The organism is Pseudomonas wuhanensis (assembly GCF_030687395.1).
GTDB classification, from domain to species: domain Bacteria; phylum Pseudomonadota; class Gammaproteobacteria; order Pseudomonadales; family Pseudomonadaceae; genus Aquipseudomonas; species Aquipseudomonas wuhanensis.
Genome location: NZ_CP117430.1, coordinates 4844457 through 4863820 on the forward strand (window position 1 = coordinate 4844457; position 19364 = coordinate 4863820).

Here is a 19364-nt window from a genome sequence, read left to right on the forward strand (position 1 = left end):
TTGGACTGCGCAGCAGGCCTTTTTTTGGGGCCGCTTCGCAGCCCGACGGGAGCAACCTCCCTCGCCACAGTTCACTGCCAGCAAAATGTGTAAGGACGCCACGAAATCATCTTTACCCAAGCTTTACGCTCCGCTGACCGCCGCTGACCTTGATCTCCGTAATCTGCACACATCCGGAACGTACCGGGAATGAGACAAGGAGATACACCATGCGCAAGACTCTTATCGCTTTGATGTTTGCTGCCGCCCTGCCGACCGTTGCCATGGCCATGCCTGAAGGCGCAGGCCCGATGGGTGACCACATGGACGGCTCGCGCCACGGCGGTCAGATGCACGGCATGCACGGTAAAGGCCCTTACAGCCAGCTGGACCTGAGCCGCGAACAGCGCGAGCAAATCCGCAAGATCATGGGCGAGCAGATGCATGAGCGTCAGCAACTGGTCGACAAGTACCTGGAAAAACTCTCGCCAGCCGACCAGAAAGCCCTGAAAGACGAGATGGAGGCCAAGCACAAGAAAGCCGAAGCCGACGTTCGCGCACTGCTGAAGCCGGATCAACAGAAGCAATTCGACGAGATCCAGAAGAAAAAGGCTGAGCGCCGCGCCGAATGGGCCGAGTTCAAGGCCTGGAAAGCGCAGCAAGCGCAAAAAGCGCAATAATGCGCTAACCCCGGACCCAACGGCTAAACCCCGTTGGGTCTTTTGCCACATGGATTGCGTTTGTTCGAGGATTTTCTGTGCGCTCATTGTTCTGGCGTATCCTGGCCAGCTTCTGGCTGGCTATCGCTCTGGTTGCAGGGCTTTCCATTCTGCTCGGGCACATGCTCAACCAGGATGCGTGGATTCTCAGCCGCCACCCGGGCCTTAACACGTTGGCCGAACAGTGGACACAAACCTACGAAAGCCAGGGTGAAGAAGCCGCCCAGGACATTCTGGAACAGCGCAAGCGTCAGTATCACATCAACGTTCAAGTGCTCAACGAGGCGGGTGACCCGGTGGTACGCGGCACCTTCCCCCGGCGGGCGGCGGCCTTCGAAGCCCGGCAGAACAATGACGATCGACGCCTGCCATGGCGGCGTCTGACCGATGAATACACCAGCGCCAAGACAGGCGACACCTATCTGCTGATCTATCGCGTTCCGCACCCGGAACTGGACGCCTGGCACCGCGAAAGCCTGCTCTGGCCGTTGAGTGCACTGGGCATCGCGCTGGTGGTGTTGACTCTGTTCAGCTTGCTGGTGACCTTTTCCATCACGCGACCACTGAGCCGTTTACGAAGCGCCGTGCATGACTTGGGGCAGACGACGTATCAACAAAACAGCCTGGCGCAGCTGGCCAACCGCCGCGATGAGTTCGGCGTGCTGGCCAACGACTTCAACCGCATGGGCGCTCGCCTGCAAAGCCTGATCGGCAGCCAGCGGCAATTGCTGCGGGACGTGTCTCACGAATTACGCTCACCCTTGGCCCGACTGCGCATAGCGTTGGCGCTGGCCGAGCGGGCCAACTCTGAGGAGCGGGAAAAGCTCTGGCCACGCCTGACCCGTGAATGCGATCGACTGGAAGCGCTGATCAGCGAAATCCTGGTACTGGCGCGCGTCGATGCCGACAACGCCAGTGCTGAAGACGTGGATCTCAACGCGCTGCTCAATACCCTGCAAAAAGATGCGCAGCTGGGCTCGCCCGAGCAGAACGTACGCCTTGAGGCCGAGCCGCAACTGAACCTCAAAGGCTGGCCGACCATGATCGAGCGCGCCGTGGACAACCTGCTGCGCAATGCCCAGCGCTTTAACCCGGTCGGGCAGCCGATCGAAATGCAGGCGTTGCGTCAGGGCGACAGGATTGTAGTCAGCGTGCGTGATCACGGCCCCGGGGTAGAGGCCGAGCATTTGACTCAGTTGGCTGAACCCTTCTATCGGGCGCCGGGGCAGACAGCGGCCGGGCATGGCCTGGGGCTGGCCATTGCGCGGCGTGCGGCGGAGCGACATGGCGGCAGTCTGGTGCTGGCCAATCACCCGGAGGGCGGGTTTGTTGCCAGCCTGGAACTGCCGCTGGTGCCGGGGGCGGTGGTTCAACCCTGAACCCTGTGGGAGCGGGCTTGCTCGCGAAGACGGAGTGTCAGTCGACATCATCGTTGCCTGACACACCGCTTTCGCGAGCAAGCCCGCTTGTGTCTTGCGCAGGACTTAGACTGAAGATGAGAGCGGTGAGTGGCAAGCTGAACGCCCGGAGTGCTAGCAGCACGTGTGGGAGCCCATGCTGCCATTCACCTCTCCACTCTGGTTATTGAGCCCGAACAGTTGAACGAGCCGACCTCGAACATTACAAGCGTGGAGCCCAACCAGAGCGCTCTCATTTATGAGTGTAAGAGGGTTTAGCCATGTTTTCCTGCGCAGGCATTGATGTTTCCAAAGACAGTCTGGAAGTCTGGATTAATTCGCAAGGCATTGGTGCGAGTTTTCCGAACAGCGCCAGTGGTTTCCCGGTGCTGATTGATTGGTTAAAAGGCTTCGAAGTCACCCGCGTGTTACTGGAAGCCACCGGTGGCTACGAGCGGGGGCCCATGAAGGTGCTTCAAAGGGGCGGCTTTGACGTCTTACGAATCAATCCTCGTCGGGCGAAAGATTTTGCCAAGGCAATGGGTTATCGCGCTAAAACAGACGCGATAGATGCGCGGCTTCTCGCCGAATTTGCAACGATTATAAAGGACGCCGATAGCCGTATCACCAGCGCCGAACAGGACAATTTGCGTGCGCTGGTACAGCAACGCGAAAACTTTGTTCAGCAGCAAAGTGACGACAGGCGGCGTATCAAAACGGCTTCTGTCGACTCGATAAAACCCTTGTTGCAAAGCCATATCGACTATTTAGATCAGGCAATAAAGTCGATAGAACAGCTGATCTGCCAAAGCGCCAAAGACCTGGACAGTGAAAAAATTGCCCGCTTGCGCTCGGTTAAGGGACTAGGGCTCGTGACCGCAGCCAGCATCATGGCCTACCTGCCTGAGCTGGGAGAGGTTGGACGGCACGAGATCGCAGCACTGGCAGGGATCGCCCCTTACAACGACGACAGCGGCAACCACGAAGGGCCTCGTCATATAAGCGGTGGCCGATTTGCCGTGCGACGTGCGATGTACATGGCCAGTTGGGCTGTGATTTTGCGACAACCCGAGTTCAAAGCCCGATATGACGCGCTTCGCCTGAGAGGTAAATGCGCGAAAGTGGCGCTGATCGCCTGCATGCGGGTGTTGTTGATAAGGCTGAACGCGATGATCCGTGACCAAACTGAGTGGAGAGAGCAGGCAGCCTAAACAGACTGCTTGCTCATTTGGGAAATCACATGGTTTGAGACTGTGGAAGTTCGGCTGCCCTTTGATCAAACTTCAAAATAAAAGACATCAAGACAGTTGCTCCCACATTGAATCTACGCCTTCAGGCCTTACCGGGCCAGGCGCTGACGAATTCGGCCAGATCAACCTTCTCCGCAACACGCGGCTCTTTCTGCGGCGTGCCAAGGTAAAGAAACGCAATCACCTCTTCCCCTTCCGCCAGCCCCAAGCCTTTGGCCACATGCGCCGAATACGCCAGCTCACCGGTGCGCCACACCGCGCCAATGCCTTGCGCATAGGCCGCCAGTAAAATCCCGTGAGCCGCACAGCCTGCCGCCAACAGTTGCTCGGACTTGGGATACTTGTCGTGCTCCTGCAAACGCGCAATCACCACAACCACCAGCGGCGCACGCAACGGGCCGTTGCGCGCCTTGTCCAGCAAGGCTTCGGACACATCACTGTCTTGCAGCTTCGCCGCTTCGGCCAGCAACTCACCCATTTGCTCGCGTGCCGCGCCTTCGACTGTCAGGAAGCGCCAAGGCTGCAAGTGGCCATGGTCTGGCGCGCGCATCGCGGCGGCAAACAGCACTTCCCGTTGCTCGGCAGTGGGCGCCGGATCGAGCAGTCGTGGGACGGAAACACGGTTGAGCAAAGCGTCGAGAGCCTGCATCGGCCACCTCCTGTAGAAAATGTTTGGCTATTCTAGCGTCAACTGTCGCGACGGCGTCGGTTTACATGCCCTGCCCCACAGGTAGAATGGCGCCCTTCCCACTATCAGCCCGAGCGGACTTCATGGCGTTGCCGACCTTACGGATCATTGGTTTCATCATCGGCATCTTCCTGATCACGCTGGCCATCGCTATGGTCGTGCCCATGGCCACCCTGGTGATCTTCGAACGCACCAGCGACCTGCCATCGTTCCTCTGGGCCAGCATGATTACCTTTGTCGCCGGCCTGGCCCTGGTGATACCCGGGCGCCCCGAGCACATCCATCTGCGCCCGCGCGACATGTACCTGCTGACCGTCAGCAGCTGGCTGGTGGTGTGCATCTTCGCCGCCCTGCCATTCTTGCTGACCCAACACATCACCTACACCGACTCGTTCTTCGAAAGCATGTCCGGCATCACCGCCACCGGTGCGACGGTGCTCACAGGCCTGGACAACATGTCTCCCGGCATCCTGATGTGGCGCTCATTGCTGCACTGGATCGGCGGCATCGGCTTTATCGGCATGGCGGTAGCGATTCTGCCACTGCTGCGCATCGGTGGCATGCGGCTGTTTCAGACCGAGTCGTCGGACCGTTCCGAAAAGGTCATGCCCCGTTCGCACATGGTGGCGCGTTTGATCGTTGCGGCCTACGTCGGCATCACCATTTTCGGCAGCCTGGCGTTCTGGTGGGCCGGGATGAGCCCGTTCGATGCAATCAATCACGCGATGTCAGCGATTTCCACCGGTGGTTTCTCGACTTCCGACCAGTCTCTGGCCAAGTGGCCGGAGCCTGCGGTGCATTGGGTTGCGATTGTCATCATGATTCTCGGTGCCCTGCCGTTCACCCTGTACGTAGCGACCCTGCGCGGTAACCGTCGGGCCTTGATCAAGGATGAACAGGTTCAAGGCTTGCTCGGCATGTTGCTGGTGACCTGGTTGGTGCTCGGCACCTGGTACTGGTGGACCACTCAGTTGCATTGGCTGGAGGCCCTGCGGCATGTGGCACTGAACGTGACATCGGTGGTGACCACCACTGGTTTTGCGCTGGGGGACTACAGCCTCTGGGGCAACTTCTCGCTGATGCTGTTCTTTTATCTGGGATTTGTTGGCGGCTGCTCGGGTTCGACCGCGGGCGGGATCAAGATTTTCCGCTTCCAGGTTGCCTACATTCTGCTCAAGGCCAACCTTAACCAGTTGATTCACCCGCGCGCGGTGATCAAGCAGAAGTACAACGGCCACCGTCTCGACGAAGAGATCGTGCGCTCGATCCTGACCTTTTCGTTCTTCTTCGCCATCACCATTTGCGTCATCGCACTGCTGCTGTCGCTACTGGGCGTGGACTGGATGACAGCGCTTACCGGCGCGGCCGCCACGGTGTCTGGCGTAGGCCCGGGGCTAGGCGAAACGATTGGCCCGGCGGGTAACTTCGCCAGCCTGCCGGATGCCGCGAAGTGGATTCTCTCGTTCGGCATGCTGCTGGGCCGGCTGGAGATCATTACGGTGTTTGTTCTGTGTATCCCGGCGTTCTGGCGTCATTAATCGGCAAGGGTGCTTCCATCAGCCGCGTCCGGTATTCGCCGGGGGTGGAATCGAACCAGCGTCGGAAGGCGCGGAAGAAATTGCTCGGATCGGCAAACCCCAGCAGGTAGGCAATTTCCAGCAGGGTCATGTTCGGTTGCGCCAGGTATTGCTCGGCCAGTTCACGTCGGGTGTCGTCCAGCAACGTTTGAAAACTCGTGCCCTCTTCCTGCAAGCGACGCTGCAAGGTGCGTTGCGACAAGTGCAGTGTCTGGGCCACCGCATCGCGCTTGGGTTCGCCCTGGGGCAGCAGACGGCATAACACCTGCCGCGCCTTGTGGGTCACGCGGGTCTCGGAAAACCGCGCCAGGTATTCGCCGGCAAACCGGTCGTGCAACCGCGCCATGGCCTCGTTGGCGGTGGGCAGCGGCGCCTCCATGTCGGCGCGCTCGAAGATCAAGGCGTCATACGGCGCGTTGAACATCAACGGGGCATGGAAGGCTTGTTTATAAGGTTCAAGATCAACGGGCTCATCACCTTGCAGCAAAACCTTGCGCGGCTGGAACGTGCGACCGGTCAGCCAGCCGCAGAGTGCCAGGGCGCAGGCCAATGATGCTTCGGCACTCTGTCGGGTCGGCGGCAGGTGATCGCCATGGACCGTCAGAATCAGCGCATAACCCTCATCCAGCAATCGGAAACTCAAGTCGGCACTTTCGGCGATGATTCGCTGATAACGCACCAGACGTTGAAAGCCTTCAGCCAGGGTCTGGCTGGACATCAAGGCATAACCGGCGACATGGAAGGACGCCGGTCGCACCACCTTGCCCATGTTCAGGCCAATCGCCGGGTTGCCGGACAACTCGACCGCGCGCTGCCAGAGCCGCGTCATGGAATCTTGCGGGAAGCGCGCATCCGGATCATCCAGTGCCGCATAGTCGAGCCCTAGCTGCCTGAACAGAACCCGGCAATCCAGGCCGTCCATTTCCAGTGCTTTGACAATCCCCATCGCCCAGCTTGCAGAAGTCGTTCGTTCGCTCATGGCGTTTACTACGTAATGGCCGCATGCCACGACCCAATACCCAAGGATACTAAAGTGGCGCCTATTGTCACTGGCTGATACCAATGATCACTCTAGACTTAAATAAGCTACCCGCAGCACTACTTGTCGCGTGCACAGCAACCACAGAGATCGCAGTCGTGGAAAACATCAAGCGTTTCAATAGCTTCGCTGAGTTTTACCCGTATTACCTCAGCGAACACCGCAACAGCACTTGCCGACGATTGCACTTTGTCGGCACCTCCCTGGTTATTTTCATTCTGGTGCTGACCATCGGCAACGGCGCGTGGTGGATGTTGCTGGCCCTGCCGCTGGCCGGTTACAGCTTCGCCTGGGTCGGGCATTTCTTCTTCGAGAAGAATCGCCCTGCCACCTTTCAGCATCCTCTTTACAGCCTGCTCGGCGATTTCGTCATGTACCGCGACATGATTCTGGGTCGCGTGCCGTTCTAGGCTCCATTGGCCACAAAAGCGTCCTGTGCGGCCAGTGCGGTGCTAAATCCAAGCCCTACACTCGAAACATCCCTTTCCGTCAGAACAAGAGGATAGCCGATGAATGCCCACGCCCGTTTCACTCACATGCAGGACGGCACGCAGGAAGACTGGGCGATCATCGCCGCGGATTTCAGCGCCTATGCCCGGCAATTGCCCAAACGGATCGTGGCGCACCTGAAGTTACTGGAGGGGGATTTCGGCGGTTTCCCGGTGGATCGCCTGACTCACTCCCTGCAAACCGCCAGCCGCGCCTGGCGCGATGGTCGCGACGAAGAGTACGTGGTCTGCGCCCTGCTCCATGACATCGGCGACACATTGGGCTCCTACAATCACCCGGACATCGCCGCGGCGATCCTCAAGCCGTTCGTCAGCGCCGAGAACCTGTGGATGGTGGAGAAGCATGGAATTTTCCAGGGCTATTACTTCTTTCATCACCTGGGCATGGACCGGCATTTGCGCGAGCAATTCAGTGGTCATCCGCAGTATCAGGCGACCATCGAGTTTTGTGCCCGGTACGATGCGGCGGCGTTTGATCCGGCGTACGACACGCTGCCGCTGAGCTTCTTCGAACCGATGGTGGAGCGCTTGTTTGCGCAGCCGAAGAATTCGATTTACAAGGCGGCGATGGAAGAACACGCGCCAGCCTGATAGGTCTCAGGAGACCGCTTCGCGGTCCATCGCGGGCAATATCCTGATTTTTAAGCCGGCTCCGTGACCTTCACCGCCTTCAACTCCGCCTCCCGCGCCTGGGCATCGGCCAACCGATACAGCTCGATCGACCCATCCCAATGCTCGATCAGCGCCGTGCATGACTCCACCCAATCCCCGCAATTGAGGTAATCCACCCCGCCGACCTTGCGAATCTCGGCATGGTGAATGTGCCCGCACACCACACCGTGCAACTCGCGTTTGACGCATTCGTGGGCGATGGCTTCTTCAAAATCGCTGATGAAACTGACGGCGGTCTTGACCTTGTGCTTGAGGTACGCCGACAGCGACCAGTAGCCGTAGCCATAACGGGCACGCCAATGGTTGAGCCAACGGTTGAGCGTCAGGGTGAATTCGTAGGCCGAATCGCCGAGAAACGCCAGCCAGCGATGGTAACGGGTGATCACGTCGAACTGGTCGCCGTGAATAACCAGCAAATGACGGCCATCGGCGGTCACGTGCACGGCTTCGTCCACCAGTTGGATATTGCCCAGTATCAGCTTGGAATAACGGCGCAGGAATTCGTCATGGTTGCCGGTGACGTAGATCACTTCGGTGCCGCGCTTGCTCATGGTCAGCAGGCGACGAATCACATTGGTGTGCGCTTGCGGCCAATACATACCGCTGCGCAGTTTCCAACCGTCGATGATGTCGCCGACCAGGTAGATCTTGTCGGTGTGGTAGCCCTTGAGAAACTGCGACAGGTGTTCGGCCTGGCAGTCCCGAGTGCCCAGATGCACATCGGAAATCCATAAGGTCCGCACACGTTGCTTACGGCTGGGTTTGGCGAGCTCGGCGCTGGTCATGGGCAACCCTCAGGACAAGTTTTGGCAAGCTTGCGCCGGTCGGGTTAATTGCCCATGACAATCGCAAGTCAGTCCTGTGACAACGCGCGCATGCGTGCCCTCGGTGTAGACTGGCGCCTCACTCATCAAAATCGCCATGAGACCTGCGATGAGACCGATCCTCACGCTACGCCAGTACACCCACGACCTGATCGTCCACAGCCACGACCACGCGCAACTGGTGTTCGGGCTGTCGGGCGCGCTGGACTTCGAGGTCGAGGGGCATGGCAGTCAGGTGGTGCAGCAGAGTTTCGTGGTGGTGCCGTCGGGCGCGCATCATGCCTGCGACAGCGCCCATGGCAGTCGTTGCCTGGTGCTGGATGTGCCGAGCGACCAGTGGGTTTCGCAGTCCCTTGGCGATCACGCCGAAGCCAGCCGCCGCTTGCTCGACAACGCCGGGCGTCTGTCGCTGGACGCCGGGCAAAGCCAACTGGTGAGTTGGCTGGCGGGCAGCCAGATCAGTGATCCGCTGATCGCCCAGCAAGGCGCGGTGCTGTTGCTGGCCAGCCTGAACAACGCCAAACCCGACAGTGTGGGCGGTCGACGTCTGCCTTATGCGGCGCTGAATGCGCACATCGATCAATACGCGGCCTATCCACTGCAAGTCGCCGATCTGGCGCGCATTGCCGGGCTGTCCAGCGCTCGATTGCATGCACGGTTCGTGACGGAATGCGGGCAGACGCCGATGGACTACATTCGCAGTCGTCGGCTGCACATTGCCGTGAGCCTGTTGCGCGATTCAGCGCTGCCCATTGGCGAGATCGCCTGTCGGGTCGGCTACAGCTCGCAGAGCGCTTTCGCCGCAGCGGTACTGCGTGAGTTTGGCGCCTCACCCGGTAAATTGCGCCGCGAGGCTGGCGACAAATGACGCGAGTCTGGCGACAGACATAACCGGCTCAGCACGGTTCAATGTAGGACATTTGTTCGTTTGTCGTTAAGGATTGCAATGACTCCCCGTACCGCCCTTGGCGCTCTGCATATCGGTGCACTGATGTTCGGCCTGACTGGCGTATTCGGCAAACTCGCCGCTGCCTCGCCGGCCATCATCGTGTTCGGCCGTGCCGCGTTTGCCGTCCTCGCCCTGGCATTTTTCGCACGGTTCGCCAGCAATACCCGCTGGCAGAAACTCAACGCCGTGGACCTGCGTCGCCTGCTGCTCAGCGGTTTGCTGCTGACCGGGCACTGGGTGAGTTTCTTCATCGCGGTGAAGGTGGCCGGGGTGGCGATCGCGACCTTGGGTTTTGCCAGTTTTCCGGCGTTTACCGTGATCCTCGAAGGGCTGATCTTCCGCGAGCGCATCCGCGCCAACGAAATCCTGCTGGTGGTACTGGTCAGCGTCGGATTGGTACTGGTCACGCCGGATTTCGATCTGGCCAGCGGCGCCACCGCCGGCCTGTTGTGGGCGGTAGCTTCCGGCTTGCTGTTCGCGCTGCTGTCCCTGACCAACCGCGCCAGCTCCGGACGAATTCCGCCGGTGCAGGCTGCACTGTGTCAGAACGTGGTGGTTGCGATCTGCCTGCTGCCGGTGGCGGTGCCGCAGTTGAGCGAAGTGCGCGCCATCGACTGGCTGTGGATCGGCCTGCTCGGGGTGTTCTGCACCGGCGTCGCCCACAGCCTGTTCGTCGCCAGCCTGGCGGTGATCAAAGCCCGGACTGCGTCAGTGGTGTTTGCTCTGGAGCCGGTTTACGGTATCACCCTGGCCTGGCTGCTGTTCGATGAAAACCCGACGCTGCGCATGCTGATCGGCGGTGCGCTGATCATCGTGGCCATCGTAGTCTCGAGCCGGTTGTCCGGCAGTTCAAGCAAGAACGCCGTGGCGGCGCAAGCCCCGTCTCACTGAGTGCGGTCGTTGTGGCCCAGGTCGCGGTCCGGATCGATCTGATCGCGGACCCGCTGCTTGAGCACCTTGGCCTCGGGAAAACCACCGTCGGCCTTGCGCTCCCAGAGCTGCACATCGTCACAGAAAATGTGAAAAACCCCGCCGGTGCCAGGCACCAGAGACACTTTGCCCAGGTCGTCGCCGAAGGTGCTGAGCAGTTCCTGGGCCAGCCAGGCGGCGCGCAACAGCCATTGGCATTGCGTGCAATAGGTGATGACGATTTCCGGTTTACGTGCGGTCATGATTGGCAAAACTCCTGTGCCAGAGGGCGTCGCTATAATAGCCGCCTTTATCGCTTGCCCCGAGATCCATGATGCGCCGTTTGCTGTCCTGCCTGTTGCTGTGCCTCTTCCCCTTGATCGTGCAAGCCACTGAAGCCCCCCGACCGAAAATCGGTCTGGTGCTGTCCGGTGGTGCTGCCCGTGGCCTGGCGCACATTGGTGTGCTCAAGGCACTGGAAGAACAAGGCATTAAGATTGATGCGATTGCCGGCACCAGCATGGGCGCGGTCGTCGGCGGCCTGTATGCCTCGGGCTATCAGATCGATGAGCTGGAAAAACTCGCCCTCGGCATCGACTGGCAGCAGGCACTGTCCGACGCTCCTCCTCGGGAAGATGTGCCCTTCCGGCGCAAGCAGGATGATCGGGATTTCCTCGTCAAACAGAAACTCAGCTTCCGCGACGACGGCAGCCTCGGTCTGCCGCTTGGGGTGATTCAGGGCCAGAACCTGGCGCTGTTGCTGGAAAGCCTGCTGGCCCACACCAGCGATACCCGCGACTTCGACAAATTGCCAATCCCCTTTCGAGCGGTGGCAACGGACATCGCCAGCGGCGAAAAAGTGGTGTTCCGCAAGGGCCACCTGCCTCAGGTGATTCGCGCCAGCATGTCGATCCCGGCGGTGTTCGCACCGGTCGAGCTCAACGGCCGCTTGCTGGTGGACGGCGGCATGACCGACAACATCCCATTGGACGTGGCGCGGGAGATGGGCGTCGATATCGCTATCGTGGTCGACATCGGCACACCACTGCGCAATCGCAAACAACTGACCACCGTGGTCGATGTGTTGAACCAGTCGATCACCCTGATGACCCGGCGCAACTCCGAGGAACAACTGGCCGCCCTGCACAAAGACGACGTATTGATCCAGCCACCGCTGGCGAGTTTCGGCGTTACCGATTTCGGTAAAGCCCAGGAAATGATCGACGCTGGCTACCGCGCAACCCGAATTCTCGACGCGCGTCTGGCGCGGCTCAAACCTGTACAACCGCTGGACGCCGAACTGACCGCCGCCCGGGCGCCGAGCCAACGCACCCCCATCATCACCGCGATCAAAGTGGAAAACGACTCGAAGGTCGGCGATGACGTAATCCGCTACTACATTCGCCAGCACATTGGCGAACCGCTGGACCTGGGCCGTCTGCAAACCGACATGGGCACCCTGTACGGCCTCGATTACTTCGAGCAGGTGCAATACCGCGTCGTCCATAAGGGCGCCGATCACACCCTGGTGATCAGCGCCCGCGGCAAACGCAGCGGCACCGATTATCTGCGGGTGGGTTTGAACCTGTCGGACGACATGCGCGGCGACAGCGCTTTCAACCTGGGCGCCAGTTACCGGGTCAACGGCATCAATCGCCTCGGTGCCGAATGGCTGACCCGGGCGCAGCTCGGTGACAAGCAGGAACTTTACACTGAGTTCTATCAGCCGCTGGATGTCGGCTCGCGCTACTTCATCGCGCCTTATGCGGCATTCGAAGCGCAGAACGTCGAAGCGATCCTGGACAACGATCCAATCGCCCAATACCGCGTCGAACGCTACGGTTTGGGCCTGAACGTCGGCCGGCAAATCGGCAATAGCGGCGAAGTGCGCTTCGGTGTCGGTGAGGCCTGGGGCAAGGCTGACGTGCGCATCGGCGATCAGGATTTACCGAGTGAAAACTTCAACGAGGGTTTCTATGAACTGAAGTACTCGTTCGACTCGCTGGACAATGTCTATTTCCCTCATGAAGGCCAGGATATCGGCCTGTCATTCCGTCAGTTCGAACCGGGCTTGGGTTCGGACAAACGCTATCGCCAATGGGAGTTCAAACTGGACAAGGCCCTGAGTAGCGGCCCGGACACCTTTATCCTTGGCGGGCGTTACGGACGCACGCTGGATGAGGCCAACGTGGTCACTTCCAGTTTCCTGCTCGGCGGTGCGCGGCAGTTGTCGGGCTTTCGCGAGGATGCGATCTCCGGACAAAACGTCAGCCTGATGCGCGGGGTTTACTACCGCCGCCTGACACCGCGCTCGTACCTGGCGCTGGACTTCCCCCTGTACATCGGAGGCTCGCTGGAGCGTGGCCGGGCGTGGAACAACGACAATGAATTCGACAGCGGCTACATCAATGCGGCCAGTGTGTTCATCGGTTTCGACACGCCGCTGGGACCGCTGAACTTCAGTTACGGCATTAACGATGCGGATGAACAGGCGGTTTATCTGAACCTGGGGCAGACGTTCTAAAGCGAACACCTCTACAGGTATCCTCTATAAAAATGTGGGAGCGGGCTTGCTCGCGAAAGCGGACTGACAATCACCAAAGAGGTTGAATGTTATGACGCTTTCGCGAGCAAGCCCGCTCCCACATTGGATCTTCAAAACTTCCCTATCGGATACCGGCCAACAGAGTCCGGGCCGTCTCCTTGAGCGGTTCGTCGCCGTCCTTGAGTAACTCGTTAAGCAGCTCGATGGCGCTGTCCAGATCGCCGTCGTCGATGCAGGTCTGGGCCTGTTCGAGTTTGCCCGCGCTGCTCGGCCCCGCCGGCTCAAGATCCATCAATTCAGCATTCAGCGGCTCAAGCTCCAGTGGCTGGAGAGGATCGCTGAATTCGTTGAGAAAGGTCTCGTCCAGAGATTGAGCGTCAGGCTCGGCGATCCATTCAAGCTCGGGCTCGTCCAGCGTCGGCTCCTCGGGCATTTCGAAAACATCGGGCAATACATGCAGATTCGAAGTGAAGCCGGGGTCGTCTACCTGCGTTGGCTCATTCGACGGTTTGGCGCTGGACGGTGAGCTTTCAAAGGGGCTGATCAGGTCCCAGTTCGAATCCATCGACAGGTCATCGAGGTTCAACTGGAACTCATCGCTCGGTGCCGCTTCAGGGATTGCAGGCATGGGTGGCGCCACTGCCACGGCGGCGACCACCGGTGCGGCGCTGAGCAGTTTCGGATGGCGGGCGCGGATGTCCTGAAGTTGCTGTGCATCGAACCCGGCGTCTCGCAGGCTACTTTCCTGCGTGTCGTAAGCTTGCACGTCGCCCTGTTTACCGAGGACTTCCAACAGTTGCACGGCCAGATCGGTGCGCTGGGGTTCCCTGACCAACGCGTCTCGCAACAAACCGGCCGCCTCGGAAAAACGCCCATACGCCAGATAGATACCCACCCCTTCCAGCACGTCGCCTGCAGGAGTTTCTTCGGCCGATCCGGCTAGCGGTTGCGGCTGGGACGCCGGCCTGATCGGTTCTGCGGTACGGTTGAGCACCGGTTCATGACGCGACGGCAGCACGGGTAACGGCTCGGACTGGACCTGAGCCTGAACCTGCTGTCGTTGACGACGAATGAATACGCCGAGCAATACCAACGCCACCACTGCCAGCAACCCGATGATCAGCAGCCACGGAGTCGGTTCAGACTCCTCTACTACAACGGGCACCGGTGCCGTCACCTGGGGCACGACCGGCTCTAACGATGCCTGTTTGACTTCCGCCAATTGGGTTTGCAGCTCGATCACCTGCTTTTTCTGACCGGCGATCTGCTCGTCCTGCCCCTGAAGCTTCGCATTGAGTTCATCGATGGTCTTTTGCAACTGTTGATTCTGCAGCACGCTGGCGGCCAGTTGTTCGGCAACAGCATCATTGGAAGGTGCGGTAGCTGGTTTATCGACATCAGGCTTGGGCGTCGCCCCTTTCACAGCCGGTGGCGGTGCAACAGCCGGTTCGACGGACGGGAACGCGGAAGATTGAGGGCGCGGCGTGGGTTCGTCGTTGACGGGAACAATTCCCGGCGAACCCGGCGGATCGATCAGCACTGTGTATTCGCGCAGCAAACGCCCGTTGGGCTGATTGAGCTGCACCAGAAAATTCAGGAAGGGTTCATTGACCGGTTTGTTGGAGGTTACCCGGATCAGGCTACGGTTGCCTCGCAGGATCGGTGTGAACTTCAGGTCATTGAGGAAGAACACCCGCTCGACGCCAGCGCGGCTGAACTCGTCCGCCGTTGCCAGGCTGACCGATAGCTCGCCCTCCCCCAGACCGCCGGCGTCCACCAGGGCGATGTCGGCATTGAACGGCTGATTCAACGCCGAATGCTGGGTGATCTCACCCAACCCGAGCGCAGGGGCCAATGCCGAGTAAGTGACAGCACCACCGACCAACAGCAGCCTGGCGCAACACCGCAATACAACGTGCCAACTCTCGAGCATGAGCATCCCTTAGATAACCAGAACCAACCTGTACGTATTCGCACATCCGGTACGAACACGATATTGCCTAGTAGTTCTTTATAGTCTGCCCAACGGGGTATCTCAAAAGTCCGGCGCGTGGTTGTGCCTCAAGATTTTTCCAGGTTGGCCAGGATGTGCCCGTGGACTCGCATGCAGACCTTCAAATCCGCCTCATCGACGCCATTGAACAGTTCGTGGCGCAATTGCGTGGCAATGGTTTCAATTTGTTCGATCAAGGGCCGGGCCGGGGCACAAAGAACGATTTTTTTCGCCCGACGGTCTTCCAGCACGGATTGGCGCTGCACCAGGCCCTGACTTTCCAGGCTGTCGAGCAATCGAGCCAGGGTGGGCCCTTCGACGCCGACGCTTTGCGCCAGTTCGCGTTGGGTGGGGGCATTCTCGAAGCGTGCCAGGTGCAGCAGCACCAGCCAGCGCGCCTGGGACAGACCCAGGCCAGCCAGTCGGCGGTCCAGTTCGGCACGCCAGCCACGAGACATCTGGGCCAGCTGCATGCCAAAGCGGTGTTGATCGGTTAACGGCATAAAACACTCATGGTTAGACTGAAAATAGAGAAAAACTAATTATTAGTCAGCTAAGCATGACCTTTGGCTATAGGCAAGGTTTGCTCTGTACTGAATCGTTACATCTGTGCCGCAGGTCATTCAGACTTCAAATTCCGACTGAAGGGCGGCACGAACGCAATACAAAACACCTTCCGGAACTCTTCCTGCGAACAGCGCGGCAACCTCCGACACGGGCGGCAACTCGCCTTCGCCGTCGAGGAAAGCGTCCTGGACTTCGCCCATCAACTCTTCAGGCAAATCCAGCGCCTGTTCCAGTGACAACTGCTGCTTGCCAATCGCCTCGGCGAGCATCGCGTAGACGTTCTTTTCCGAGCATTGCAGCTGACCGGCGATCTGCAGGGGTGTCATGCCGGCCCGGGCCAGTGTGATCAGCTCGTGGCGCACATCGGCCACCACTTTCGGCGCCTCGACCTGACCGCCGAGCACTTCGAGGAAGGCTTCGCCGTAACGCTCCAGCTTGCGCGCGCCGACACCGCTGACCGTGGCCATTTCCGCCAGCGAGGTCGGCTGGCTGCGGAGCATTTCCAACAGTGTCGAGTCGGGGAAGATGACGTACGGCGGCACGCCATGCTCCTCGGCCAATTTGCGACGCAGGGCACGCAAGGCTTCCCACTGTTCGCGTTCTTCACCGCGAACCAGTTGGCTGGCCTGGCTCTTGCTGCTTTTGGCGGTGGTTTGCGGCTTGAGGTCGCGACGCAGTTCCAGGGTCACTTCGCCCTTGAGCAGCGGCCGACAGGTATCGCTCAGGCGCAGACCGCCGTAGCCTTCGAGGTCGATGTCTGCCAGACCACGGGCAACAAGCTGTCGGAACAAGGAGCGCCATTCGCTCTCCCCCATCGCTTTGCCTACGCCGTATACCGACAAATGCTGATGACCGAAGCTGCGAACTTTTTCGTTGTCCTTGCCCAGCAATACGTCGACCAGATGACCGACGCCATAACGCTGGCCGGTGCGGTAAATCGCCGACAGTGCCTGACGGGCCGGCTCGGTGGCGTCCCAGGTCTGCACGCCATCGACGCAGTTGTCGCAGTGGCCGCAGGGCTCGGGCATGTCTTCGTCGAAGTACGCAAGCAGGGTCTGGCGGCGGCAGCGGGTTTCTTCGCAGAGCGAGAGCATGGCGTCGAGCTTGTGCTGCTCCAGACGCTTGTGGCGCTCGTCGCCTTCGGAGTTTTGCAGCATCTGCTTGAGCATCACCACGTCTTGCAGGCCGTACGCCATCCAGGCATCCGCCGGCAGGCCATCACGACCGCCGCGACCGGTTTCCTGGTAGTAGGCCTCAAGGGATTTCGGCAAATCGAGGTGCGCGACAAAACGTACGTTAGGTTTGTCGATGCCCATGCCGAACGCCACGGTGGCTACCATGATCAGCCCTTCCTCGTTGAGGAAGCGCTTCTGGTGGTGAGCCCGGGTGTCGTTGGGCAGACCGGCGTGGTACGGCAGCGCCGGGAAACCTTGCTCGCTGAGGAACACCGCTACTTCATCAACCTTTTTGCGCGACAGGCAGTAAACGATACCGGCATCGCTGCGCCGCTCGGTGAGGAACGCCAGCAACTGCTTGCGCGGTTGTTCCTTGGGCACGATGCGATAGAAAATATTGGGGCGGTCGAAACTGGACAGGAAGCGCTCGGCATCCTGCAAATGCAGGCGATCGACGATTTCTTCGCGGGTGCGCTTGTCGGCGGTGGCGGTCAGGGCAATGCGCGGAACGTTGGGGAACAATTCCGCCAACTGGCCCAGTTGCAGGTATTCCCGACGGAAGTCGTGGCCCCACTGGGACACGCAATGCGCTTCGTCGATGGCGAACAGGGCAATTTCCAGGCTTTGCAGGAAGGCCAGCATGCGCGGCTGAACCAGGCGCTCGGGCGCCAGGTAGAGCATTTTCACCTCGCCGCGCTTGATCCGCGCCGCCAGATCACGCTGTTGCTCAGCGCTCAACGTGGAGTTCAACGCCGCCGCGGCGACGCCCAGCTCTTCGAGGGTGGCGACCTGATCGTCCATCAGCGCGATCAGCGGTGACACCACCACCGCCAGGCCCTCGCGCAGCAATGCCGGCACCTGGAAGCACAAGGATTTGCCGCCACCGGTAGGCATCAGCACCAGGGCGTCGCCGCCACTGGCCACGCGCTCAATGATTGCACCCTGACGGCCACGGAAACTGTCGTAGCCGAAGATGTCCTTGAGGACGCGTTGAGCCTGTTCGAGCATAAAAACTCCAAAAATCACCGAAACATCCCTGCAAGGCTGGTTCAGAATCATGAAAGCTGCACCGACAAATCGTAAGTGCGCATTGCATGACGCTGCACATTTCAGCCGTGACGCCAGCAGGGCATCACAAAACGCGCGAGTATACCCGAGCCCTCCCCTGCAAAGGGCGCCGCTGAGAAGACACATGAAAAGCCAATGCAATGCAGACCTTGTGGGTTTCTATTAACCCAACCACATATTCCATCACATATGCCGCGCGGCTGGCCTGAGCGCTCAAGAAGGCCTAGAATTCCCGCATCGTATATTCCCCAAGGTAGCCCTTTAATGTCCTTCGCTGAGCAACTAACCCGCCTGCAAGTCTTCCTCGACGCCGACGAGCTGCATGACGAGGCGCTGGACTACGTGGCCGCCCACGGCTACCTCACCGCGCTGTCGATCTGTTCCGAGAGCGTTCCCGACCGTGAATGGATCGACGCTTTGTTCGCCGAAGAGCCGCATTACGCCGACGACACCGAGCGTGAAGCGATCGAGTCCACCCTGCTGCTGCTCAAGGCGCACATCGCCCGCCAACTGGCGTCCGACGAAGAGTTCGAGCTGCCGTGCGACCTCGACCTGGGCGATGACCCGGACGATTCCGACCTGCGCGGCTGGTGCATCGGTTTCATGGAAGGCGTGTTCCTGCGCGAAGCAGCCTGGTTCGAAACCGCCGAAGACGAAGTCAGCGAAATGCTGCTGCCGATCATGGTCGGTTCGGGCCTGTTCGACGAACAGCCTGAGTTCTCCGATATCGCGGCCGACGCCAACCTGATGGATGACATGATCGTGCAGATCCCGGAAGCCCTGACCGCGCTGTACCTGCTGTGCAACGCGCCAGACGAAAAACCGGCGATTCTCAAGCCACGTCACCACTAAGGTTTTGCCTATGGACAACCCCATAGGCAACCGCCCCCTGATGTTGCGCTACGTGCTGCTGGCCATCGGCTGGCTGAGCGTAGCGCTGGGGGTGATCGGGATTTTCCTGCCGGTGCTGCCCACTACACCGTTCCTGTTGCTGGCGGCCGCCTGTTTCGCCCGCAGCTCGCCGCGTTTCTATCAGTGGCTGGTGGAACATCCACGGCTTGGGCCGTGGGTTCGTGACTATCTGAGTGGCAACGGTATTCCGCTCAAGGGCAAGGTCTACGCCCTCGGGTTGATGTGGACGAGCATCCTGCTTTCCTGCTACCTGGTGCCCCTGCCGTGGGCGCGGGGGTTCATGCTGACCAGTGCAGTGCTGGTGACGGTATACATCCTCAAGCAGAAAACCCTGCATAAACCCTGATCCCCGTTTGTGGCTCAGGGGGCTTTTGTGGCGAGGGAGCTTGCTCCCGCTGGGTTGCGAAGCGACCCCAAAACCAGCCACCTAACTTTTCCTGACACACCGCACTGACTGGTTTTGCGACTGCTGCGCAGCCGAGCGGGAGCAAGCTCCCTCGCCACAGAAAGCAACCCGCCGATGTCTTTCCTCCGACGACCTGCCCTCCCTCGCTGAAAACACCGCCTAGACTTCAGACATCTGCACCCCGAG

The 19364-nt window shown here is 59.9% G+C and carries 18 protein-coding genes; 11 read left to right on the forward strand and 7 right to left on the reverse strand.

Going from position 1 to position 19364, the window contains the following annotated elements; all coding sequences use genetic code 11:
- Positions 1–209 precede the first annotated feature (209 nt).
- From PSH88_RS22370 to PSH88_RS22380, 3 genes are all read left to right on the forward strand, one after another.
- Positions 210–659 carry a Spy/CpxP family protein refolding chaperone gene (locus PSH88_RS22370; RefSeq protein ID WP_305422711.1) on the forward strand — a complete coding sequence of 150 codons (450 nt, stop codon included), beginning with the start codon at positions 210–212 and terminating at the stop codon, positions 657–659.
- A gap of 77 nt (positions 660–736) precedes the next feature.
- Positions 737–2077, forward strand: coding sequence for a sensor histidine kinase (locus PSH88_RS22375; protein WP_305422713.1), 1341 nt, complete (start codon positions 737–739; stop codon positions 2075–2077).
- Positions 2078–2376: 299 nt separating this feature from the next.
- Positions 2377–3306, forward strand: a complete 930-nt coding sequence (locus PSH88_RS22380) for a transposase (RefSeq protein WP_305421584.1) — start codon at positions 2377–2379, stop codon at positions 3304–3306.
- 121 nt (positions 3307–3427) lie between these two features.
- On the opposite strand, the gene PSH88_RS22385 is transcribed toward PSH88_RS22380, so the two are convergent.
- Positions 3428–3994, reverse strand: coding sequence for an NAD(P)H nitroreductase (locus PSH88_RS22385; RefSeq protein WP_305422715.1), 567 nt, complete (start codon positions 3992–3994; stop codon positions 3428–3430).
- A gap of 122 nt (positions 3995–4116) precedes the next feature.
- Between PSH88_RS22385 and PSH88_RS22390 the strand changes: the two genes are divergently transcribed.
- Entirely contained in the window at positions 4117–5571 is a 1455-nt protein-coding gene (locus PSH88_RS22390) for a TrkH family potassium uptake protein (protein WP_305422717.1), read from the forward strand.
- Here PSH88_RS22390 and PSH88_RS22395 read toward each other — a convergent pair.
- Positions 5528–6589, reverse strand: a complete 1062-nt coding sequence (locus PSH88_RS22395; protein WP_305422719.1) for an AraC family transcriptional regulator — start codon at positions 6587–6589, stop codon at positions 5528–5530. The genes PSH88_RS22390 and PSH88_RS22395 overlap by 44 nt on opposite strands.
- 158 nt (positions 6590–6747) lie before the next feature.
- Here PSH88_RS22395 and PSH88_RS22400 point away from each other — a divergent pair, with 158 nt between their 5' ends.
- A complete protein-coding gene (locus PSH88_RS22400) occupies positions 6748–7059 on the forward strand; it encodes an Mpo1-like protein (RefSeq protein WP_305422720.1) in 312 nt (103 codons plus the stop codon).
- Between the two features lie 99 nt (positions 7060–7158).
- A complete protein-coding gene (locus tag PSH88_RS22405) occupies positions 7159–7749 on the forward strand; it encodes an HD domain-containing protein (RefSeq protein ID WP_305422721.1) in 591 nt (196 codons plus the stop codon).
- A gap of 50 nt (positions 7750–7799) precedes the next feature.
- On the opposite strand, the gene PSH88_RS22410 is transcribed toward PSH88_RS22405, so the two are convergent.
- Entirely contained in the window at positions 7800–8615 is an 816-nt protein-coding gene (locus PSH88_RS22410) for a UDP-2,3-diacylglucosamine diphosphatase (RefSeq protein ID WP_305422722.1), read from the reverse strand.
- 148 nt (positions 8616–8763) lie between these two features.
- Here PSH88_RS22410 and PSH88_RS22415 point away from each other — a divergent pair, with 148 nt between their 5' ends.
- Complete coding sequence (locus PSH88_RS22415; protein WP_305422723.1) at positions 8764–9522, forward strand: helix-turn-helix transcriptional regulator; 759 nt, start codon at positions 8764–8766, stop codon at positions 9520–9522.
- Between the two features lie 78 nt (positions 9523–9600).
- Entirely contained in the window at positions 9601–10494 is an 894-nt protein-coding gene (locus tag PSH88_RS22420) for a DMT family transporter (RefSeq protein WP_305422725.1), read from the forward strand.
- Here the strand turns inward: PSH88_RS22420 and PSH88_RS22425 are convergent.
- Positions 10488–10775, reverse strand: a complete 288-nt coding sequence (locus tag PSH88_RS22425) for an Rdx family protein (RefSeq protein ID WP_007895010.1) — start codon at positions 10773–10775, stop codon at positions 10488–10490. The genes PSH88_RS22420 and PSH88_RS22425 overlap by 7 nt on opposite strands.
- Before the next feature lie 71 nt (positions 10776–10846).
- Between PSH88_RS22425 and PSH88_RS22430 the strand changes: the two genes are divergently transcribed.
- Positions 10847–13036, forward strand: coding sequence for a patatin-like phospholipase family protein (locus PSH88_RS22430; protein WP_305427042.1), 2190 nt, complete (start codon positions 10847–10849; stop codon positions 13034–13036).
- 142 nt (positions 13037–13178) lie between these two features.
- On the opposite strand, the gene PSH88_RS22435 is transcribed toward PSH88_RS22430, so the two are convergent.
- The 3 genes from PSH88_RS22435 to recQ form a co-directional block, all read right to left on the reverse strand.
- Entirely contained in the window at positions 13179–14990 is a 1812-nt protein-coding gene (locus tag PSH88_RS22435) for a motility hub landmark protein FimV (protein ID WP_305422726.1), read from the reverse strand.
- A gap of 128 nt (positions 14991–15118) precedes the next feature.
- A complete protein-coding gene (locus PSH88_RS22440; RefSeq protein ID WP_305422727.1) occupies positions 15119–15553 on the reverse strand; it encodes a MarR family transcriptional regulator in 435 nt (144 codons plus the stop codon).
- Positions 15554–15673: 120 nt separating this feature from the next.
- Positions 15674–17800 (reverse strand): DNA helicase RecQ, encoded by a 2127-nt coding sequence (gene recQ / locus PSH88_RS22445; protein WP_305422729.1) that lies wholly within the window; start codon positions 17798–17800, stop codon positions 15674–15676.
- 324 nt (positions 17801–18124) lie between these two features.
- On the opposite strand from recQ, the gene PSH88_RS22450 reads away from it, so the two are divergent.
- On the forward strand, positions 18125–18712 hold the full coding sequence (locus PSH88_RS22450; protein ID WP_007895005.1) for a UPF0149 family protein: 588 nt from the start codon (positions 18125–18127) through the stop codon (positions 18710–18712).
- 10 nt (positions 18713–18722) lie between these two features.
- Positions 18723–19118 carry a YbaN family protein gene (locus PSH88_RS22455; protein ID WP_305422731.1) on the forward strand — a complete coding sequence of 132 codons (396 nt, stop codon included), beginning with the start codon at positions 18723–18725 and terminating at the stop codon, positions 19116–19118.
- The last annotated feature ends 246 nt before the right edge of the window (positions 19119–19364 follow it).

What these genes read in the sequence shown, in the direction of transcription:
- PSH88_RS22370 (WP_305422711.1), top strand. Translation starts at nt 210, where the DNA reads ATGCGCAAGACTCTTATCGCTTTGATGTTTGCTGCCGCCCTGCCGACC.
- PSH88_RS22380 (WP_305421584.1), top strand. Translation starts at nt 2,377, where the DNA reads ATGTTTTCCTGCGCAGGCATTGATGTTTCCAAAGACAGTCTGGAAGTC.
- PSH88_RS22385 (WP_305422715.1), bottom strand. Translation starts at nt 3,994, where the DNA reads ATGCAGGCTCTCGACGCTTTGCTCAACCGTGTTTCCGTCCCACGACTG.
- PSH88_RS22390 (WP_305422717.1), top strand. Translation starts at nt 4,117, where the DNA reads ATGGCGTTGCCGACCTTACGGATCATTGGTTTCATCATCGGCATCTTC.
- PSH88_RS22395 (WP_305422719.1), bottom strand. Translation starts at nt 6,589, where the DNA reads ATGAGCGAACGAACGACTTCTGCAAGCTGGGCGATGGGGATTGTCAAA.
- PSH88_RS22405 (WP_305422721.1), top strand. Translation starts at nt 7,159, where the DNA reads ATGAATGCCCACGCCCGTTTCACTCACATGCAGGACGGCACGCAGGAA.
- PSH88_RS22410 (WP_305422722.1), bottom strand. Translation starts at nt 8,615, where the DNA reads ATGACCAGCGCCGAGCTCGCCAAACCCAGCCGTAAGCAACGTGTGCGG.
- PSH88_RS22415 (WP_305422723.1), top strand. Translation starts at nt 8,764, where the DNA reads ATGAGACCGATCCTCACGCTACGCCAGTACACCCACGACCTGATCGTC.
- PSH88_RS22420 (WP_305422725.1), top strand. Translation starts at nt 9,601, where the DNA reads ATGACTCCCCGTACCGCCCTTGGCGCTCTGCATATCGGTGCACTGATG.
- PSH88_RS22425 (WP_007895010.1), bottom strand. Translation starts at nt 10,775, where the DNA reads ATGACCGCACGTAAACCGGAAATCGTCATCACCTATTGCACGCAATGC.
- PSH88_RS22430 (WP_305427042.1), top strand. Translation starts at nt 10,847, where the DNA reads ATGCGCCGTTTGCTGTCCTGCCTGTTGCTGTGCCTCTTCCCCTTGATC.
- PSH88_RS22435 (WP_305422726.1), bottom strand. Translation starts at nt 14,990, where the DNA reads ATGCTCGAGAGTTGGCACGTTGTATTGCGGTGTTGCGCCAGGCTGCTG.
- PSH88_RS22440 (WP_305422727.1), bottom strand. Translation starts at nt 15,553, where the DNA reads ATGCCGTTAACCGATCAACACCGCTTTGGCATGCAGCTGGCCCAGATG.
- recQ (WP_305422729.1), bottom strand. Translation starts at nt 17,800, where the DNA reads ATGCTCGAACAGGCTCAACGCGTCCTCAAGGACATCTTCGGCTACGAC.
- PSH88_RS22450 (WP_007895005.1), top strand. Translation starts at nt 18,125, where the DNA reads ATGTCCTTCGCTGAGCAACTAACCCGCCTGCAAGTCTTCCTCGACGCC.
- PSH88_RS22455 (WP_305422731.1), top strand. Translation starts at nt 18,723, where the DNA reads ATGGACAACCCCATAGGCAACCGCCCCCTGATGTTGCGCTACGTGCTG.